We start from the raw sequence: 18167 nt of genomic DNA on the forward strand, positions 1-18167 counted from the left end.
CGACCGGCGCCGACGTGGGCGCGCCTAGAGTGGACGGCATGGCAAGCCCGGCCCCGGACGCCGAGGGATTCGACGCCCGAAATCCGTTGACCTCGCTCACGCTGGCCGAGCTCCGACAGCGCACCAGCGTGAAGTGGCGGCTGCACCCGCCGGATGTGCTGCCCCTCTGGGTCGCCGAGCAGGACACTCCGCTGGCTCCCCCGGTGGCCGACGCGCTGCGCCGCGCGATCGACCTCGGCGACACCGGCTACTCGCACGGGACTCAGTACGCCGAGGCGCTCGGCGAGTTCGCCGCGCAGCGCTGGGGCTGGCACGACTTCGCCGTCGACCGCACCACCGTCGTACCCGACGTGATGATGGGCATCGTCGAGGTGCTCCGGCTCGTGACCGGCCCGGGGGACGCCGTAGTGGTCTGCTCCCCCGTCTACCCGCCCTTCTACGCCTTCGTCGGCCACGCCGACCGAGAGCTCATCGAGGCCCCGCTCGGACCGGACCTGCGGATCGACCACGCGGCTCTCGACGAGGCGTTCCGCCGGGCCCGCGCCCACGGCCCCCGACCGGCGTTCCTGCTCTGCAACCCGCACAACCCGACCGGGGTGGTGCACCGCCGAGCCGAACTGGAGGCGGTCGCCGAGCTGGCCGATCGGCACGGCGTACGAGTCATCTCCGACGAGATCCACGCACCGCTGGTGCTCCCCGGAGCACACTTCACCCCCTACCTGACGGTGGCCGGCGCCGAGAACGCGTTCGCGCTGACCTCCGCCTCGAAGGCGTGGAACCTCGCCGGTCTCAAGGCCGCGCTCGCGATCGCCGGGCCACGGGCCGCAGCCGACCTCGCCCGGATGCCGGAAGAGGTCAGCCACGGCCCGAGCCACCTGGGGGTCATCGCGCAGACCGCCGCGTTCCGGGCCGGCGGGCAGTGGCTCGACCGGCTCCTCGACGGCCTCGACGAGAACCGCGCGCTCCTGGCCACGCTGCTGGCGAAGCACCTACCCACCGTCACGTACCACCGCCCGGAGGGGACCTACCTCGCCTGGCTGGACTGCGCCCGGCTCGGCATCGCCACCGCCACCGCCACCGCCACCGCCGAGCTTGGCGGGGAGCCCGGCGCGGCCAGCGACCTCGCCGGGCCCGCGAAGATGTTCCTGGACCGGGCGCGGGTCGCGCTCAGCTCCGGGCACGTCTTCGGCACCGGCGGTGTGGGCTGCGTACGACTCAACTTCGCCACCTCCCCCGCGATCCTCACCGAGGCGATCAGCCGGATGGGCCGGGCGGTCGAGGCGCGTCAGGCGTCGGCGGAGTGAGCCTTCGGGTCGGTGCCACCGACGGCACGTGACTCGGCCCGGAGAGCTGCCAGCATCTGCCGGACCGCCCAGGTATCCGGATGCTCGAGACCCCACATCGCGCTATAGCCGGCGACGACGGGCTGGATGCTGGTGATGGCGTCGTCCGGTCGGCCGTCGAACCGGTAGCACGTGGCCAGGATCCAGCTCGCCTTGAGCGTCTTCTCGTCCTGCGGGCCGTCGACGGCGTTGCGGCCGGCGACGAGACGTTCGGCGACCTGAACCCCCTCGCGTGTCTGGCCCGACGCCGTGGCGGCTACCGCCAGGTGCTCCAGGGCGCTCAGCGTCGTCTCGTCCCGTTCGCCGTTCGCCTCTGTGAGCGAGGCGACGAGACGCCGTAACAGGGGGAGCGCCTCGTCGGCGCGTCCCTGACCGACCATCGCTGTCGCGACGTGCCGGCGGGCGCCCAGCACGTCGTCGTGCTCCGGGCCGAGCACGCGCTCGCCGCCGTCGACGAGCATGCGCCAGTACCTCTCCGCAGCGTCGTGCAGCTCGGCCATGCTGAGGCTCATGCCGGCACGAAACAGCAGCTCGTGGCCTTCCGGATGCCAGAGCGGGTCTCCCTCCTGGCCCGCCAGGACGGCCGCGTTACCCCGCAGCACCGCCACGTACGCGGCGCCGTCGGGGTAGTCGTCCGGGTCGGGCCAGATACGAAGCACTGCATCGGCGGCCGCCTGTGCCGCGGCGCGGTGCACAGTGGTGGGCGTCGCCGCCCGTACGGCCGCGGCAGTGTCCCCGTGCATCCGTACCGTCCAGATCGGGTTCATCGGGTCGACCGACAGCAGACCGTAGGCCTGTAGCACGGCGGCCGCACGGGCGGCCTCGGCGCTGTCGACGTACTCCGGTCCACCGGTGGCGGTGCATTGGTCCGCCAGGTATCGGGCGACCTCCGGGGCGTCCCAGATGGCACCCGGATGTGCGGCCGGGTCGAGCGTGGCCGCCAGCCGCAGCAAGGGCAGTGCCAACCCGACCGGCTCCTGGCCGTTCGCCGCCTCCGCAGCCAGCGACACGCCGGCCGCCACCGCGTCCTGGTCCGGGCTCTGATCGGCCAGCCGGACCAGGTACTCGCGGCAGTCCACCCCTTCGTTGACCATGTACGCCGCGGCGTGCGACAACGCCAGGGGCAGCTGTCCCAGTCGCGCCGCGACATCGTCGATCGCGTCGCCGCCGACCCCGGCGAGGCGGGCGGTGAAGTAGGCCCGCGACTCCTGCGCACTGAAGACACCGACCTCGACGGTCGCCGCGCGGCCGGACGACGCGATGGGGCCGGGCAGGCGCGTCGTGGCCAGGAACCACCCGGTCGGGGAGTGCCGCTGCGGCCACCACTCAGCGACCTGCTCAGGGTCGGTGATGCCGTCGAACACGATCAGCCAGGTGCGGTCGGTGTCGTTGAGCCAGTCGAGCAGCGCCCGCGCGTCCTCCTCGGGATCGGTCTCGCCGCGGCCAGGCGCGCCGACGAGCGCCGCGGCCATCGCGAAGGCCGACATGACCGCTTCGGGCCCGGTGGGATCAACCCACACCACCAGATCCGCCCGGTCCCGCACGGCCTGATGGGCGTACCACGCCGCGAGTTGCGTCGTGCCCACCCCACCCGGCCGGCCATCGGCACTGGCCAGCACGACGTCGCGGCCTTCGGCCCGAGCGGCGTCCACGCCTGCCCGCAGGTCGCCACGAGGTTGGAACGCCGGCGCCTGGGCCGGCAGCGGCCCCATCCACACCCCGGCCGGCGCGGTCCGCGACCGGTACACAAGGGCGGCTACGCCTATCACCGGTAGCGGGATCAGAGCCCACCACGGCCAGCCCCGGACGACACCCGACACGAGAGCGACAAGGGAGCCGAGCGCCAGGACGGCGGCGATCCGCCGGGCCGAAGCCGGCTTCCGGGAACGAGTCAGCATCGACGGTCCTCTCTGCTCATCGGCACCCTACGGCAGGGTGGCGGTCCAGAGTGGATCCTCGGGGTCGTGCCGGAGGCGGCGGCGCTGATCAGCCACCCGTGGCAGCGGGGTCAGCGCAGCCGCCGGGCGGTGAATTTCGCGGGCGGCTCGGCGATCGCGTCCTGGGCCGCGATCAGCTGGAGCTCGCGGGTCCCCGCCGTGAGGGTCGCCTCGAGGACGGCGAAGACGGAGCCGATGGTGCGCTCCAGCGCGGTCGCCGGCGAGCGCGTCGTCCACAGATGCGCGAGGTACAGGGCGGCCGTGATGTCGCCGCCGCCATTCGGGTTGATCGGCAGCAGCGGCGTGGTCACCGCCCAGGCGCCCTCGTCCGAGACGGCCACCACCTCCAGCGAGCCCTCCGGCACGTCGCCGTGCAGCACGCTGGTGACCAGGACGTGTCGCGGCCCGCTCTCGCGCACCGTGTCGACGGCGTCCAGCAGCTCCGCCAGCGTGTTCGTCGTCCGGCCGGCGAGGAAGTCCAGCTCGAAGTGGTTCGGGGTGATGATGTCCGCGCGCGGCACGACGACGTCGCGCAGGTACTCGGGGATGCCCGGGCGGACGAACATGCCGCGGCCGACGTCGCCCATCACCGGGTCGCAGCAGTACACCGCGTCCGGGTTGGCCGTCTTGACCCGCTCCACCGCGTCGAGGATCACGGCGCCCATCGCCGGGTCACCCTGGTACCCCGAGAGCACCGCGTCGGCGCCGCCGAGCACCCCCCGGTCCTCGATTCCCGCGATCACCTCTGCCACGTCAGCCGGTGCCAGGAGCGGCCCGCGCCACGCGCCGTACCCGGTGTGGTTGGAGAAGTGGACGGTCAGCACCGGCCAGACCTCGTGCCCGAGCCGCTGCAGGGGGAAGGCGGCGGCGGAGTTGCCGACGTGGCCGTACGCGACCGAGGACTGGATGGACAAGATTCTCACCGCCTCATCATGGCGGGTGCCGCCGGTGCCATCCGCACTGGCCGTCGGACGTGTCGGCCGAGACACGCCCGTCGGCGGTGTCGTCACGGCCGGGACGTCGCAGCCTCCGCACTCCGCTCCCGGTCCCCTTGGATCAGCGCCGCGATGATCTCCTCCGGCGGGAGGCCGGGCGGCCGGTCGCTGACCTGCCCGTCGCCGAGCTCCACCACCCGCCACGCGCCGTCGTCGCGCAACACGAGGTCCACGGTCACGAAGGGCAGCGCCAACGCCGTCACGAACGGGATGAGCCAGTCCAGGTCGAAGCCGTCCGGCGGGGGTGCGCCGGGAGTGTCGGGGTGCGCCCCGACCAGGACGCACCGGCCCTCCACCCACCAGGTCCGCGCCTCCGCCGAGGTGAACGACTCGAACTCCCGCAGCACGAACCCGCCGACGAACTCGTCGTCCCGCAGCTCCCGCAGGCGGGCAGCGATCCGCCACGCGCCGTCGGCGTCCGCGACGTCCGGGATGAACGTCGCCTCGTCCCAGTGGTGCTTCATCGATTTGACGTAGTCCCGTACGACCGCGGGGCCCGCACCGAGACTCCGCAGCGCGTGGTCGAAGTCCGTCCGGTCCGAGCCGGTGGTCCAGACCGAGCGGGGGGTCACCGGCGCCAACGCCGGATACCAGCCGGGCAGCTCGTGGGCCCGCCGGTACTGCTCCGCGCTCGTACGCACGGAGACGCCACGTTCGGCGAGCACCCGCGCGAGGGCCGCGTACCGATGGCTGGGGAGCATCCAGCCCCGGTAGACGGCGGTCTCGCCGGCCGGCAGGGCCGGCACCGCACGCTCCGGTTCGGCACCTCGCAGCAGCGCGTCATGGTCGACCACGGCGACGGTCAGGCCCGCCTCCCGTGCCGCCCGCGCCTCCGACGCGAAATGCTCGTCGGGACGGCGCGGCCGCAGCGGATCGGCGGGGACGAGTAACAGCACACTCCGGATACTGCCCGGTGCGACGGCACCGCCTCCACCGGATATCCCGCAGGTGGCCCCGGACCGCGGATGAATGGGGGGCGGTGATCCAGGCGAAGCAATAGGAATTTCACAAGAAAAACTCATTCTCTGCCGTCGCCTCCGGCTGCACCCATTACCACCTGACCGGTTCTTCCGGCGTGGTACGAATAGCTGGTTGCACGATCGGCGAGGCGGGCGAGCTGTGGCGCGGACCAGGTGGGAACGGCTCATCCGGACTCCCCAACAGCCCCGCGAGATCACGTTCGTCGAACTCTTCTTCGACCTTGCGATCATCTTCGCGCTCATGCAGCTGTCCCGGCGTTTCCTGCGCGATTTCGGCTGGGAGAATTCGCTGCAGACCCTGCTCCTGCTGGCGGCGGTCTGGTGGATCTGGGTGGGAGCGGCCCGCACCACCGACTGGCTGGACCCGAATCAGCGTTTCACGCAGGGCATCGTCATCGGGATGATGTTCGCGGGTCTGGTGGCCGCCGCCTCCGTGCCCGAGGCCTTCGGCGAACACAGCGTCGTCTTCGCCGCGGCGAACGTCGCGGCGCACCTCGTGCGACATTTGTCGATCATCGCGGCGCTGCACGGTCATCCGGTGGGAGCGCGGTCGATGCGCGCGGCGATCTGGTTCGCCTCGACCGCGCCGCTCTGGATCGTCGGAGCGTTCCTGCCCACGACGCCGCAGCTGGTGCTCTGGTCGGTGGCCATCATCCTGGACTACGCGGGCGTCGGCGTCGGCTGGCGAGTACCCCGCCTCGAGCCGCTGCCGGAGGAGCACCTGCGGGTACGCGGCGACCACATCGCGGAGCGGCACCGACAGGTCTTCATCATCGCGGTCGGGGAAGTGATCCTGACCAGCGGTATCGCCCTCAGTCGGGCCGGTCTCGACGGTGTCCGGATCGGCGCCTTCGTCCTCGCGTTCGCGATCGCCGGACTGATCGCCCGGGCCTTCTTCCTGCCGCGTGGCCTCGCTCTCCAGGAGGCCGTCGACCGTCGACCGTCGACGGTCTCCGTCCGCGCCTCGTACCTCCACCTGATCATGATCCTCGGGACCGTCCTCACCGCGATGGGCGCCGAGATCCTGATCTCCCAGCCGCTCGGCGAGGCCCGGGCCGAGTGGTCCGCCGCCATCCTGGCCGGGCCGCTGATCTTCCTCGGCGGACGCGCCCTGTACGCCCTGCGCGTGTTCCAGCGGCGCCCCTGGCGAGCCCCGACCGGGATGCTTCTCCTCCTGGCCATCTCCCCGGCCATGGTGCGACTGCCGCCGCTCGCCGTGGCCGGAACCGTCGCCGTGGTGCTGCTCGGCATCGTGTTCAGCTACGGCCGGATCGGCGCCGACCCGCCCCGGGCGGAGACCCCGTTGGCGCAGCTGCTGCAGAAGCGCGAGAACCCTCGGCAGCTCTCCGCCTACGAGCTCTTCTTCGATCTCGCCATGATCTTCGCCCTCACCCAGGTGTCGCAGCGTCTGCTGGCCGACCTCAGCCTGGGCAACGTCGCGGAGTCGATGGTGCTGCTGGCCGCGGTCTACTGGGTCTGGGTCGCGACGGCGTGGTCGACGGACTGGTACAACCCCGACGATCCCCGGCTGCAACGGCTCATCATCGTCGTCATGCTCGCCGGACTACTGATGGCGGCCGCGGTGCCGACCGCCTTCGGCGAACACGGCCTGCTCTTCGCCGGCGCGTACGCCGGGACCCACCTCGTCCGGGGCCTGGTGATCGTTCCGGCGCTGCGCGGGTCTCCGCTGCAGGCGCGCTCGCTGCGGGTGGTCATCTGGTTCGGCATCTCGGCCGTCCTGTGGCTGGTGGGTGCCTTCCTTCCGGCCTCCGACCGGCTCTTCCTGTGGGCGGCGGCGATCGTCGTCGACGGCGTGAGCGCGTGGTTCGGCTGGCCGGTGCCGGGGCTGCGCGCGCCGCAGTCACACCTGCGGGTGATCGGCGAGCACATCGCCGAGCGGTACCGCCAGGTCTACATCATCGCCCTGGGCGCGCTGGTCCTGATCAGCGGCCGGGCCTACAGCAGCGCCGGCTTCGACGACTTCCGCACGCTCGCCTTCGCCCTCGCCTTCACCAGCGCGGCGCTGATGCTCTGGAGCTACTTCCTGCCATCCGGTCGGGATCTCGGGACCGTGGTCAACTCGACAGCACCGAAGGTCGCGGTCGCCGCCGGGTACTGCCACGGGATCATGATCGCCGGCACGGTCGTGGTGGCGGCCAGCGCCGAGGTCTACATCCGAAGCCCGATCGGGCCGGTGAACGCCGCGTGGACGCTGCTCATCGTGGGCGGGGTAGCCCTGCACATGGTCGGGCGGACCCTCTTCGGCCTGGTGATGTACGGGGCGAGACATCCGTGGCGCGGACCTCTGGCCGTGCTCGTGCTCGCCGCCATCACGCCCGGGTTGCTGATGGCGCCGCCCCTCGTGGTGGCCGTCCCCGTCATCTTCGTCGCCTTCCTCCTCACCGTGCTTTACGCGCGCTCCCCGGTCCGCTGAGCGGATCCACCGGCCACGTCGAGGTGCCGGTCCCGCTGCGCAAGCCGCGATGAGCATTCCCGGCACCTTGACCTGCACCAGAGTTCAGCTCGGAGACTGTCCTCCCCGTCGGAGCGAGCTGGGAGCTGACCGAGTGAACGACCGTACCGGGGGCGTCCGCCCCGCACCGCTGCCACCGGCCGTCGAGGCCCGGCTGGCCCACGACCCGCGAGCTTGGCTCTGCACCCTGCGGCCGGACGGCTCACCCCACGTGACGCCGGTCTGGTTCGTCCACACCGGCGGCACCTGGTGGGTCGGCTGCGCCGAGCAGAGCGTCAAGGTCCGTAACGTGCTGGCCGATCCGCGGGTGTCGCTGGCCCTGGAGGACGGGATCGCACCGGTTGTGGCCGAGGGCGTCGTCCGGGTGTGGCGCAGCGACTTCCCGGCGCCGGTCGTGGCGGCCTTCGCGCGCAAGTACGACGGGTGGGACGTACGGCGGCCGGAGGCTCCGCAGAATCGACGGGTGCTGCTGGAGATCCCCGTCCGACGGTGGCTGCTCGCCGGCAGAGCCCAGTAGGCCGAGCCGGCCATCGACAGGAAGCCATCTCCATCGGCTCTTGACATCGACGATGTTAACGATAACAGTGCCGATAGCCAGGTGCCCCGCCCAACCACTGCGTGCACCCGATCGCGCCGGCCCCTGGGCACGTTCACAAGTACGGACCACCGCGATCGGCGCAGGGCCCTCACCAAGGAGTCCGGCCCCGGCCGGACCAAGGAGAGTGAGACGTGACCAAGCAGTTCACCCGACGACGCCTGCTCCAGTTGGGCGCGCTGGCAGCCGCCGCGCCCACCACGCTCGCCATCACCTCGACCTCCGCCTCGGCGGCGGCCGCCCACACCGGCGGCGCCAGCGGTGCCGGCGGTGGCCCGGTCGAACCGTTCGCCCTCGACCGGGTCGCCCTGCACGACGGCGTCTTCCGGCAGAAGCGCGACCGGATGCTCAACTACGCCCGGAACTACCCGGGCACCGGAGGCGTCCTGGACGGTCCGGACCGGATGCTGCACCTGTTCCGGGCCAACGCCGGCCTGCCGGCGCCCGCCACCTGGCCGGGCGGCTGGGACACCCCGAACCACCTGCTGCGCGGGCACTTCACCGGGCACTACCTGACGATGCTCTCCCAGTCCTACGCCGCGACGGGCGAGGAGATCTTCCTCGAGAAGCTCGACTACCTGGTCGAGGAGCTGGGCAAGTGCCAGCGCGCGCTGGACGCCCGGGCGGTGGGCCGGGTGACGGGCCGGTCCGGCAAGGCGGTACGGCTCAGCGACCCGCACCCGAACCAGTACGTGTCGCTGCCCGAACGGATTCTCGACGGCGTCACCGACGTGACGTTCGCGGTCTGGGTGCGGCTCGCCGCCACCCAGAGCAACGCCCGGATCTTCCACTTCGGCGCCGGCACGAACAGCTACCTGTCGCTGTCGCCCTGGGTGTCGGCGAACATGGGTCCGCGGTTCGTCATCACCACCGGCGGGAGCGGCAACGAGCAGCGGGTCGACGGCGCGAGCAACGCGATCCCGGTCGGCGAGTGGGCGCACGTGGCGGTGGTCGTCTCCGCCGCCGAGACCGTCGGCCGGCTCTACGTAAACGGCGTCCAGGTCGGCGAGGGCGCGATCGGGCTGACCCCGGCCGACCTGGGCCCCGCCGTGAACAACTGGATCGGACGGTCGTCGAGCCTCAACGACCCGTACCTCAACGCGAGCGTGGACGACTTCCGGATCTACCACCGGGCGCTGACCGCCGCCGAGGTGCAGGCCCTCGCCACCGCTGACCCGGCGGCGCAGCCGCCGACCCCGACCGACCTGGTGGCCTGGTACCGCTTCGAGGAGGAGGGCGAGACCGCCGCCGACCACTCGGGGAACGACCGTGCCGCCACCATCGTCGGGACGAGCTACCCCGGTTATCTCGCCGCGTTCCCGGAGGGCCAGTTCAGCCGCCTCGAACCGCCGACGCTGCGGCCGAACAGCGGGGCGAACGCGGTCTGGGCGCCGTGGTACACCTGCCACAAGATCATGAGAGGGCTGCTCAACGCCTACCACCTGACCGGCAACGAGGACGCTCTGGAGATCGTCTTCCGGATGGGCGACTGGGCGCACCAGCGGCTGAGCCGCTACGACCAGACCCAGCTGGACCAGATGTGGAACATCTACAGCGCGGGCGAGGCCGGCTCCATGAACGAGGTGATGGCCGAACTCTCGGCGCTCGCCCGGAACCGCGACGCGAAGGACCGGTACCTCCGGACCGCCGAGGCGTTCACCTTCACCACGCTCTTCGACGCCTCGATCGAGGATCGCGACGTGCTGGACGGGCGGCACGCCAACCAGTACATGGCGCCGAACATCGGCTACCTGCGGATCTTCGAGCAGACCGGCGCCGAGGAGTACCACACCGCGGCGAAGAACTTCTGGGGGATGGTCGTGCCGCACCGCACCTTCAGCAACGGTGGCGCCGGGCGCAGCGAGCACTTCGGCGTACGCGGGGTGATCACCTCCGGCTTCACCTCGAACTCCGATCCCCGGCACGCCGAGACGTGCTGCGCCTACAACATGCTCCGGCTGACCCGGAACCTGTTCTTCCACGACCAGGATCCGGCCTACATGGACTTCTACGAGAAGGCGCTGCACAACCAGATCCTCAGCTCACGCCGGGACGTCGACAGCGTCACCGCCACCGAGGTGACCTACCACCAGAACATGTGGCCGGGACGGTCCCGGCAGATCGGCAGCTTCGTCGAGTACAGCCGGTACGGCGGCAACGGCAGCTGCTGCAACGGCACGGGCCTGGAGAGCCACACGAAGTACCAGGAGTCGATCTACTTCCGCTCCGCCGACGAGTCGACGCTCTTCGTCAACCTCTTCATCGCCTCGACGGTGACCTGGCCCGGCCGTGGATTCGTGCTCACCCAGGAGACGCGGTACCCGACCGAGGGTGCGACCCGGCTGCGCTTCGACCGGGGCAGCGGCCGGCTCAAGGTCAAGCTGCGGGTGCCGTCGTGGGCCGTGCAGGGCTACACCGTCCGGGTCAACGGCGTCCGCCAGCGACTCACGGCCACCCCCGGCAGCTACGTCACGGTCGATCGCCGCTGGTCGCGCGGGGACACCATCGACATCAGCATGCCGTTCAGCTTCCGGGTGGAGAAGGCGCTCAACGACAAGTCGGTCCAGTCCATCCTCTACGGGCCGACGCTGATGGTGGTCCGCGACGCCACCCCCAGCTACCGGGAGTTCTCCTTCTACGCCGACCTCAAGCTCGACGGCGACCTGGCGGCCGCCATCGCGCCCACGACCGTCCCGATGCACTTCACGACGCACGGCTACACCCTGGCGCCCTACTACGAGGCCGACCCGGTGCCCGGCCAGTTCAACGCCTACCACCCGTACATGAAGCGGGTGGAGCCGGAGGTGGTGTTCGGCTCGCAGGCCACCGGCGTACCCAACGACGCGCTCCGCGACGACGCGGGCGAGACGTTCCTCGACCGGGTCTGGGAGGCGGCGCCGTTCCGCAACCACGGGCACTTCGTCCAGCGGGTGGCTCAGGTGTCGGGCGAGTGGCTCAGGGCCGGGCGGCACACCGAGGCGCAGCGCAAGGCCGTTCTCGTCGCCGCCGCCCGCTCCGTCGGGGACCTGCGGCCGTGACCGGGGGCTCCGGCCGTCCTCGACCGCGACGACGACCCTGAGCCGAGCGCACCGTCCCGCACGGCGCGCTGCGCGGAGGTCTAGCGCAGCGCGCCGTCGCGGAGCACCGCGTGCGCGCCGACGGTCTGGTTGACGATCTGCGTCACCCGCACGTCGACCGCGACGCTGGCCAGCGCCACCGCGTCCGAGCGGCTGACCTCGTGCAGCCGTTGCAGCAGGGTCAACATCGAGTCCAGCGCCATGAACGTGGCGTCGTCGAGGGTCGCGCCGACGCCGAGGGTCAGCCAGGAGTCCGCGGTACGGGCCACCGGGGCGTTGATCGGGAAGTCGTCGCGGACGTCGAAGGTCAGGCTCACCTCCTCCATCGGACACTCGATCGCGGTACCGCCGATCTCCCCGTCGCCCTGCGCGGCGTGCCCGTCGCCGACCGAGAAGAGCCCGCCGTCGACGGCGATCGGCAGCAGCAGGGTGGTGCCGGCCGTCAGCTCCTTGCAGTCCAGGTTGCCGCCGCAGCGCCGGGGCGGGACCGTCGAGTGCAGCCCCGGTTCGGCCGGCGGCATGCCGAGCACCCCCATGAAGGGGCGCAGCGCCACCGTGTGCCCGTGCTGGTTACGGCCGACCATCGCCACCGGGTCGAGCTCCCAGGCGTGCACCACCGCGTGCTCCTCGACGCCGTACTGCTGGTTGAAGCTGCCCGGCCAGCCGCCGGCCACCGTGGTCCCCCAGGCGGCCGGGGTGATGGTGTCGATGCGTACCTCGAGGGTCTGGCCGGCGCGGGCGCCACGGACCGCGACCGGACCGATCAGCGCGTGCCCGTGGTCGGGCTGGTACTGCGGGGCCCGCGGGCGGTCCCGGTTCCGGCCACCGGGGTACGGTCCGGTCGACCACCAGCAGTCCAGCGTGCGGTAGGTGACGGTGTCGCCGGCGTCGATGGTGAGGGCCGGCGGGAAGTCGGGAGAGAAGTGTCCGTGCAGCGTGTCATCGCCTGGTGCGAGGATGTGTCGCATCTGCGCAGGCTAGTTGCTGTCCCCCGCACGGGGTAGATGCAGCGCTCCCAGCGCGTGATCGACAGCGGGACGGCCCGACATATGTCGTAACACAGCAGAGCCCATCCACTACGGATGGTCATTGACTGGGCTGATCAATATCGATGACCATGCATCTGCCAGGTCTCTGGAGCTGACGGAGGTAGGGGCATGGGAGTTGCGCGGCGATTGATAGCCGTGGGAGCGATCGTCGGGATGGCGGTCGTGAGCGCGCCCGCGGCGGCGAGCGCTCAGGTGGGGAAACCCCGGATCGTGGTGGAGAACGGGCTGACCCAGCCGGTCTTCTCGTATGCGGAGGCGATCCAGGAGGTCGTCTACGTCGAGGCGCCGATGGACAGCGACGGCGACGGACGCCGGGATCTGATCGAGGTCGACGTGGTCCGGCCGGCGGAGACCGAGGCGGGCCTGCGGGTGCCCACCATCATGGAGGCCAGCCCGTACTACGGCCGGGAGACCGGTGATCCGTTGCCGGATCAGACCCGCGGCTTCCCCGGCTGGTGGGACGAGTACTTCGTTCCCCGGGGCTACGCGGTCGTCCAGGTGGAAATGCAGGGCACCTCACGGTCGTTCGGCTGCCCCACCACCGGCGGACCCGAGGACACGATCAGCGCCAAGGCGGTGGTGGACTGGCTCAACGGCCGCGCCCCGGGCTTCCACCACGACGGAAGCGTGGCGGTCGCCGACTGGAGCACCGGCAACGTGGGCATGCAGGGCGTCTCGTACGTCGGCACCCTGCCCAACGCGGTCGCCACCCAGGGCGTACGGGGGCTGAAGACCGTGGTGCCGATCGCCGCGATCTCCAGCTGGTACCGGTACGTGAACGACCAGGGTGTCGCCTGGTCGACCTGGAGCGAGAACGTCGACTTCCGGTACACCGAGTACCTCGCCGACTACGTCTCCACCGGCCGCACGCTCCCCGGCTCCGCGTCGGCGCCGGCCTGCGAGTCGGTCATCACGGGGATCGGCGACGCCGAGGAGGCGAGCGCCTCAGACTTCACCGAGTTCTGGCAGGAGCGGAACTACATTCCGGACGCCAAGAACATCAAGAAGGCGGGCACGTCGGTCTTCATGGTGCACGGCCTCACCGACTTCAACGTGAAGACCATGCACACTGCCGACCTGTGGCGCGAGATCGAGAAGCGCAACATGCCCCGCAAGATCTGGCTCCACCGGGGCGCGCACGTGAACCCGACCAGCTTCCGGCCGGCGGAGTGGCAGGCGGTCATGCATCGGTGGATGGACTACTGGCTGCACGACATCGAGAACGGGATCATGGACGAGCCGATGGCGGACATCCAGCGTCCCGACGGCAGCTGGGAGACCCACTCGAGCTGGCCGGACGCCGCCACCAAGGACGTCGACCTGCGCTTCGGTCCGGCCACCGCCGACGCGGCGGGCACGCTCTCGGCGCACGGGCCGAAGGGCAACCCCACGCAGAGCTACGCCGACCAGATCGAGTCGCAGGCCATCAAGATCGGCAACGCCGAGCAGGCCGCGCCGGGCCGGCTCGCCTACGTGACCCCTCCCCTCGCGAAGGAGGTACGTCTCTCCGGCACGCCCGAGCTGGCGGTCCGGATGTCGACGACGGCCGAGACGGCACTGCTCTCCGCGATGCTCGTCGACTACGGCCCCGGTCCGACCGTCACCGTGGCGGGCAAGGACCCGCTGGAGGTGGTGCAGGAGTCCTGCGAGCCCGAGGACCTGGCCAGCCGGACCGGGTGCGCCGAGCCGATGGCCGCGAGCACCGAGATCACCCCCGAACGCGTGCTCTCGTGGGGCCACATCGATGTCAAGAACTCGCCCGACCTGCGGCGGAGCCGGCCGTTGGAGCCCGGCAAGCAGTACAACGTGCGGTGGAAGACGCTCCCGTCCGAGCATGTCATCCCCGCCGGACACCGGATCGGGATCGTGATCACCGGCAACTACAACGCGAACCCGACGTCGAACCGGCCGGCCCGAGACGCGGCCGCGGTCGGTAGCGAGGTCACCGTGTACCTGAAGGGCAGCAGCGTGACGCTTCCGGTCGTCGGAGGCAAGGCTGCCCTGGGCTTCTGACCGGGTGGCCCGGTCACCGGCCAGGTGACTCGATCGGCGGGTCCCTCACCAGCGGTCACGACCGTGGGTGAGGGACCCGTCGGTTCCCGCCTACGCCGTCTCCTACGGCGAGCCGATCCGGGCGGCGGCGACGACCCGGCCGCGCTCCGACTCCGGGAAGCGGTCGAGCATGGCCCGCACCTCGTCGGCGCTCACGTTGGCGCCGAACAGCTCGCTGCCCGGTTCGAGGCGTACGCCCTCGGCGAGCGGGCCTGCGACGACCGGGTCGAAGCCGAGCCGGTCCACGAGGGTGGCGACGGCGTCGAGGTCGGCGGGGTCGTTCCCGGCGATCGCGATCGCCTTGCGACCGGGCGTGCCCGGCGGCCGCGCCTCGTCCTCGAGATCGTGGTATCCCATGTGGTTGAAGGCCTTGACGACGTGGGAGTCGGGCAGGAACGCCTGCACGGTCTCGCTCGACGAGGTGCTCGGGTCGGTGAGGTCGTCCCGGATGCCGTCCACCTCCCACCAGTAGTTCATCGCGTCGACGACGAGCTTGCCGCGCAACGCCTCGGCGGGGATGCCCCGGTACTTGCCCAACGGAAGGGCGAGGATCACGGTGTCGGCGCGCGCCACGGCGTCGGCCGCGGTGGTGGCGACCGCGCCGGGCGTGAGCACCTCGACGGTGAGGGCGATCTTCGCCGGATCGCCGGAGCCGGCGACGAGCACCCGGTAGCCGGCGGCGACGGAGAGCCGGGCGAGGACGGTGCCCACCTTGCCGGCCCCGAGGATGCCCAGGGTCTCCTGCCCGCTGCTGTCGTTCATCTCTTCCTCCGGGTACCGCTGGGGTGTCAGCCGGCCAGCATGTCGCGGACCAGGGGAATCACCCGGCTGCCGTAGAGCTCCACAGCGCGCATTCGGGCGCTCACCGGCTGCGCGCCGGCGGTGTAGATGAGGTCGAACCGGCCGACCCCGAGGCTGCGGATCGCGTCGGCCATGCGGCGGGCCACGGTCTCCGGCGAGCCGATGTAGAGGGAGCCGTTCGCCACCTCGGCGTCGAACTCCGCGCGGCGGATGGGCGGCCAGCCGCGCAGCTTGCCGATCCGGTCGCGCATGACCCGGTAGTGCGGCCAGAAGATCTCCTTCGCCTCCTCGTCGGTGTCGGCGATGAAGCCCGGCGAGTGCATCCCGACCGGGTACGCGGTCGTGCCGAACTGCTCGGCCGCCCGCCGGTACAGGTCGAGGTAGGGCGCGAAGCGTTCGGGAGAGCCGCCGATGATGGCGAGCATGAGCGGGAACCCGTAGTGGGCGGTGCGCACGACCGACTGTGGCGAACCGCCGACGCCCACCCACGTGTCGAGGCGCCCCGAGTCCGTCTTCGGGAAGACGTCGGCGTTCTCCAGCGGGGCACGCACGGTGCCGCTCCAGCTGACCGGCTTCTCGTCCAGCAGCTTCGCGAAGAGCTCGATCTTCTCCTCGAAGAGCACGTCGTAGTCACGCAGGTCGTAGCCGAAGAGCGGGAAGGACTCGGTGAACGAGCCGCGGCCGAGGATGACCTCGGCCCGGCCGTTCGACAGCGCGTCCACCGTGGCGAAACGTTGGAACACCCGGACCGGGTCGTCCGAGCTCAGCACGGTCACCCCGGAGGCGAGCCGGATCCGCGAGGTCCGGGTGGCGATCCCCGCCAGCACCGTCTCCGGCGTCGACACCGAGTACTCCGGCCGGTGGTGCTCGCCGAGGGCGATGACATCGACGCCGAGTTCGTCGGCGAGCACCGCCTCCTCGACGACCTGCCGGATCGCGGCGGCGTGCGACACCGTCTTGCCGGAGTCGTCCTCCGGCACGTCGCCGAAGGTGTCGAGGCCGAACAGCAGATCAGACATGAGCGGGCTCCTTCGCCAGTAGCTCCCGCACCCGCGGCGCGACCTCGCTGCCGAGCAGCTCGATCGTGCGGGCGCGGGCCTCGCGGGGCAGGTGCATGATGTCGTACTTCAGGTCGAAGCGGCTCAGCCGCAGGTCACGGGCGACCGTGGCGATCTTCTGGGCGACCGTCTCGGGTGACCCGACGAAGAGCGCCCCGTGGTCGATCTCGGCCTCGTAGCGCTTGCGGTCGGGCCGGTAGAAGCCGCGCTCCTCGGCGAGCGCCGCCACGACCGGCTGCCAGTACCGCCACCAGGTCTCGACGGCCTCCTCGTCGGTCTCCGCGACCAGCCCGAGCGAGTGCTGCCCGATCGGCTGTACGGGGTTCCCGAACTGTTCGAGCGCCCGATGGTAGAGGTCGACGTGGCCGGCGAAGCGCTGCGGGCGCCCGCCGATGATCGCGAGCATGAGCGGGAGTCCGTAGCGGGCGGCGCGGATCACCGAGTTCGGGCTCCCGCCGACGCCGATCCAGGTCGGGATGCCACCGGAGGGCATCCGGGGATGCAGCCGCTGGGCCACCAGCGGGGTACGCACGGTCCCCGACCAGGTGACGGTCTCCTCCCGCTGGAGTCGTACGAAGAGGTCGAGCTTCTCCTCGAAGAGCCGCTCGTACTCCGCCAGGTCGTAACCGAACAGCGGGAACGATTCGGTGGCGGAGGCGCGTCCGAGGACGAGCTGGGCCCGACCGTTCGAGACGGCGTCGAGCGTCGCGAACTCGTGGTAGAGCCGCACCGGGTCGTTGGTGCTGAGCACCGTGACCGAGGTACCGAGCCGGATCCGCTCGGTCGCCGTGGCGATCGCCGCGAGCAGCACGGGCGTCGCGGAGTCGTTGTGGCCCTCGCGGTAGTGCTCGCCCACGCTGAACACGTCGAGCCCGACCGACTCCGCGAGCCGCGCCTCCTCGACGAGCAGCCGCAGGGTCTCCGCGTCACTCAGGGGCCGGCCACCGTCGGTCGCCACCTCCCCGAACGAGTTGAGCCCCAGTTCGAAGCCTTCCGCTGTCACCGCGTCCTCCTCACGCCCGCGCCCCCGGGGTACCCCGCACCGCGGGTCTCCCTCTGCGATTGACACGTCAATCATGTTAGCCTGCTAATTGACATGTCAATCAGGAGATGCGAATGACGAAGGCCACACCCGAGCGGCGGAAGGGGCGCCAACTTCCGACCGCCGAGGAGCTCCGGATCTGGCGCGACTTCATCGAGACGACCGACGTGCTCCGCTCCCGGATCGCGTCCCGCCTGCAGAGCGAGTCCTCGCTCTCACCGGGCGACTACTCCGTGCTGCTCGCCCTCAGCGAGGCACAGCAGCAGCTTCGCTCCTCCGAGCTCGCGACCCAGATCGGCTGGGAGCGCAGCCGACTCTCGCACCACCTCGGGCGGATGGAGCGGCGGGGCCTCATCAGTCGCCAGGAGTGCGCGACCGACCCGCGCGGCGCGGAGGTCCACCTCACCACGGCCGGGGCCGAGGCGTTCCGGGCCTCCACCTTCCCGCACCTGCGCGCCATTCGCGAGGTCTTCGTCGACGCCCTCACCCCGGACCAGCTCCGCGCGGCCGGTGAGATCGCCGAGGCGCTGCGCACCCACCTCGACGCGCCGCAGACGGAATAATCAACGGAGGGCGCGGGAAGCACGAGGCACCCGATCCGGAGCGCATCCGCCACGACCGTGGCCACCTCACGCCGCTCGTGCCCTGGCCCTTGACTCAGTCCAACCGGGCGGCCCGGGCCTCGAGATAGCGCTGCTCCGGAAGACTGATGGTCTGCCGAGCGGTTGGAGCAACCTGCACCGGTGGTGAGAACGGCGGGAAGCA

General features: G+C 71.2%; 13 protein-coding genes. 6 read left to right on the forward strand and 7 right to left on the reverse strand.

Annotated elements, in window-relative coordinates:
- The first annotated feature begins 38 nt into the window (after nucleotides 1-38).
- A complete protein-coding gene (locus tag D7044_RS05180) occupies nucleotides 39-1304 on the forward strand; it encodes a MalY/PatB family protein (RefSeq protein WP_120688233.1) in 1266 nt (421 codons plus the stop codon).
- Here the strand turns inward: D7044_RS05180 and D7044_RS05185 are convergent.
- The 3 genes from D7044_RS05185 to D7044_RS05195 form a co-directional block, all read right to left on the reverse strand.
- On the reverse strand, nucleotides 1286-3241 hold the full coding sequence (locus D7044_RS05185; RefSeq protein WP_147434585.1) for a tetratricopeptide repeat protein: 1956 nt from the start codon (nucleotides 3239-3241) through the stop codon (nucleotides 1286-1288). The genes D7044_RS05180 and D7044_RS05185 overlap by 19 nt on opposite strands.
- 110 nt (nucleotides 3242-3351) lie before the next feature.
- On the reverse strand, nucleotides 3352-4203 hold the full coding sequence (gene pdxY, locus D7044_RS05190) for a pyridoxal kinase PdxY (RefSeq protein WP_120682748.1): 852 nt from the start codon (nucleotides 4201-4203) through the stop codon (nucleotides 3352-3354).
- Nucleotides 4204-4286: 83 nt separating this feature from the next.
- Complete coding sequence (locus tag D7044_RS05195; RefSeq protein WP_120688125.1) at nucleotides 4287-5171, reverse strand: ATP-grasp domain-containing protein; 885 nt, start codon at nucleotides 5169-5171, stop codon at nucleotides 4287-4289.
- A 223-nt stretch (nucleotides 5172-5394) separates the two neighbouring features.
- Between D7044_RS05195 and D7044_RS05200 the strand changes: the two genes are divergently transcribed.
- The 3 genes from D7044_RS05200 (at nucleotide 5395) to D7044_RS05210 (ending at nucleotide 11361) form a co-directional block, all read left to right on the forward strand.
- A complete protein-coding gene (locus D7044_RS05200) occupies nucleotides 5395-7689 on the forward strand; it encodes a low temperature requirement protein A (RefSeq protein ID WP_158609955.1) in 2295 nt (764 codons plus the stop codon).
- A gap of 133 nt (nucleotides 7690-7822) precedes the next feature.
- Nucleotides 7823-8245, forward strand: a complete 423-nt coding sequence (locus D7044_RS05205) for a TIGR03618 family F420-dependent PPOX class oxidoreductase (protein ID WP_233564871.1) — start codon at nucleotides 7823-7825, stop codon at nucleotides 8243-8245.
- Nucleotides 8246-8457: 212 nt separating this feature from the next.
- Nucleotides 8458-11361 carry a beta-L-arabinofuranosidase domain-containing protein gene (locus D7044_RS05210; RefSeq protein WP_120688128.1) on the forward strand — a complete coding sequence of 968 codons (2904 nt, stop codon included), beginning with the start codon at nucleotides 8458-8460 and terminating at the stop codon, nucleotides 11359-11361.
- Nucleotides 11362-11441: 80 nt separating this feature from the next.
- On the opposite strand, the gene D7044_RS05215 is transcribed toward D7044_RS05210, so the two are convergent.
- Entirely contained in the window at nucleotides 11442-12368 is a 927-nt protein-coding gene (locus D7044_RS05215; protein WP_120688129.1) for an acetamidase/formamidase family protein, read from the reverse strand.
- Between the two features lie 243 nt (nucleotides 12369-12611).
- Between D7044_RS05215 and D7044_RS05220 the strand changes: the two genes are divergently transcribed.
- Nucleotides 12612-14462: a CocE/NonD family hydrolase gene (locus D7044_RS05220; protein WP_158609956.1), complete on the forward strand. Its 1851-nt coding sequence runs from the start codon at nucleotides 12612-12614 to the stop codon at nucleotides 14460-14462.
- A gap of 102 nt (nucleotides 14463-14564) precedes the next feature.
- Here the strand turns inward: D7044_RS05220 and D7044_RS05225 are convergent, their stop codons facing one another.
- The 3 genes from D7044_RS05225 to D7044_RS05235 are packed head-to-tail and all read right to left on the reverse strand — an operon-like array spanning nucleotide 14565 to nucleotide 17363.
- Complete coding sequence (locus tag D7044_RS05225) at nucleotides 14565-15263, reverse strand: NADPH-dependent F420 reductase (RefSeq protein WP_120688131.1); 699 nt, start codon at nucleotides 15261-15263, stop codon at nucleotides 14565-14567.
- Between the two features lie 26 nt (nucleotides 15264-15289).
- On the reverse strand, nucleotides 15290-16321 hold the full coding sequence (locus D7044_RS05230; protein ID WP_120688132.1) for an LLM class flavin-dependent oxidoreductase: 1032 nt from the start codon (nucleotides 16319-16321) through the stop codon (nucleotides 15290-15292).
- Nucleotides 16314-17363, reverse strand: a complete 1050-nt coding sequence (locus D7044_RS05235) for an LLM class flavin-dependent oxidoreductase (RefSeq protein ID WP_120688133.1) — start codon at nucleotides 17361-17363, stop codon at nucleotides 16314-16316. The genes D7044_RS05230 and D7044_RS05235 overlap by 8 nt, the downstream gene beginning before the upstream one ends.
- A 113-nt stretch (nucleotides 17364-17476) precedes the next feature.
- Here D7044_RS05235 and D7044_RS05240 point away from each other — a divergent pair, with 113 nt between their 5' ends.
- Nucleotides 17477-17965: a MarR family winged helix-turn-helix transcriptional regulator gene (locus D7044_RS05240; protein ID WP_120688134.1), complete on the forward strand. Its 489-nt coding sequence runs from the start codon at nucleotides 17477-17479 to the stop codon at nucleotides 17963-17965.
- Nucleotides 17966-18167 lie beyond the last annotated feature (202 nt).

It is taken from the genome of Micromonospora musae (genome assembly GCF_003626635.1).
GTDB lineage: Bacteria > Actinomycetota > Actinomycetes > Mycobacteriales > Micromonosporaceae > Micromonospora > Micromonospora musae.

What these genes read in the sequence shown, in the direction of transcription:
- D7044_RS05180 (WP_120688233.1), top strand. Translation starts at nt 39, where the DNA reads ATGGCAAGCCCGGCCCCGGACGCCGAGGGATTCGACGCCCGAAATCCG.
- D7044_RS05185 (WP_147434585.1), bottom strand. Translation starts at nt 3,241, where the DNA reads ATGCTGACTCGTTCCCGGAAGCCGGCTTCGGCCCGGCGGATCGCCGCC.
- D7044_RS05215 (WP_120688129.1), bottom strand. Translation starts at nt 12,368, where the DNA reads ATGCGACACATCCTCGCACCAGGCGATGACACGCTGCACGGACACTTC.
- D7044_RS05225 (WP_120688131.1), bottom strand. Translation starts at nt 15,263, where the DNA reads ATGAACGACAGCAGCGGGCAGGAGACCCTGGGCATCCTCGGGGCCGGC.
- D7044_RS05230 (WP_120688132.1), bottom strand. Translation starts at nt 16,321, where the DNA reads ATGTCTGATCTGCTGTTCGGCCTCGACACCTTCGGCGACGTGCCGGAG.
- D7044_RS05240 (WP_120688134.1), top strand. Translation starts at nt 17,477, where the DNA reads ATGACGAAGGCCACACCCGAGCGGCGGAAGGGGCGCCAACTTCCGACC.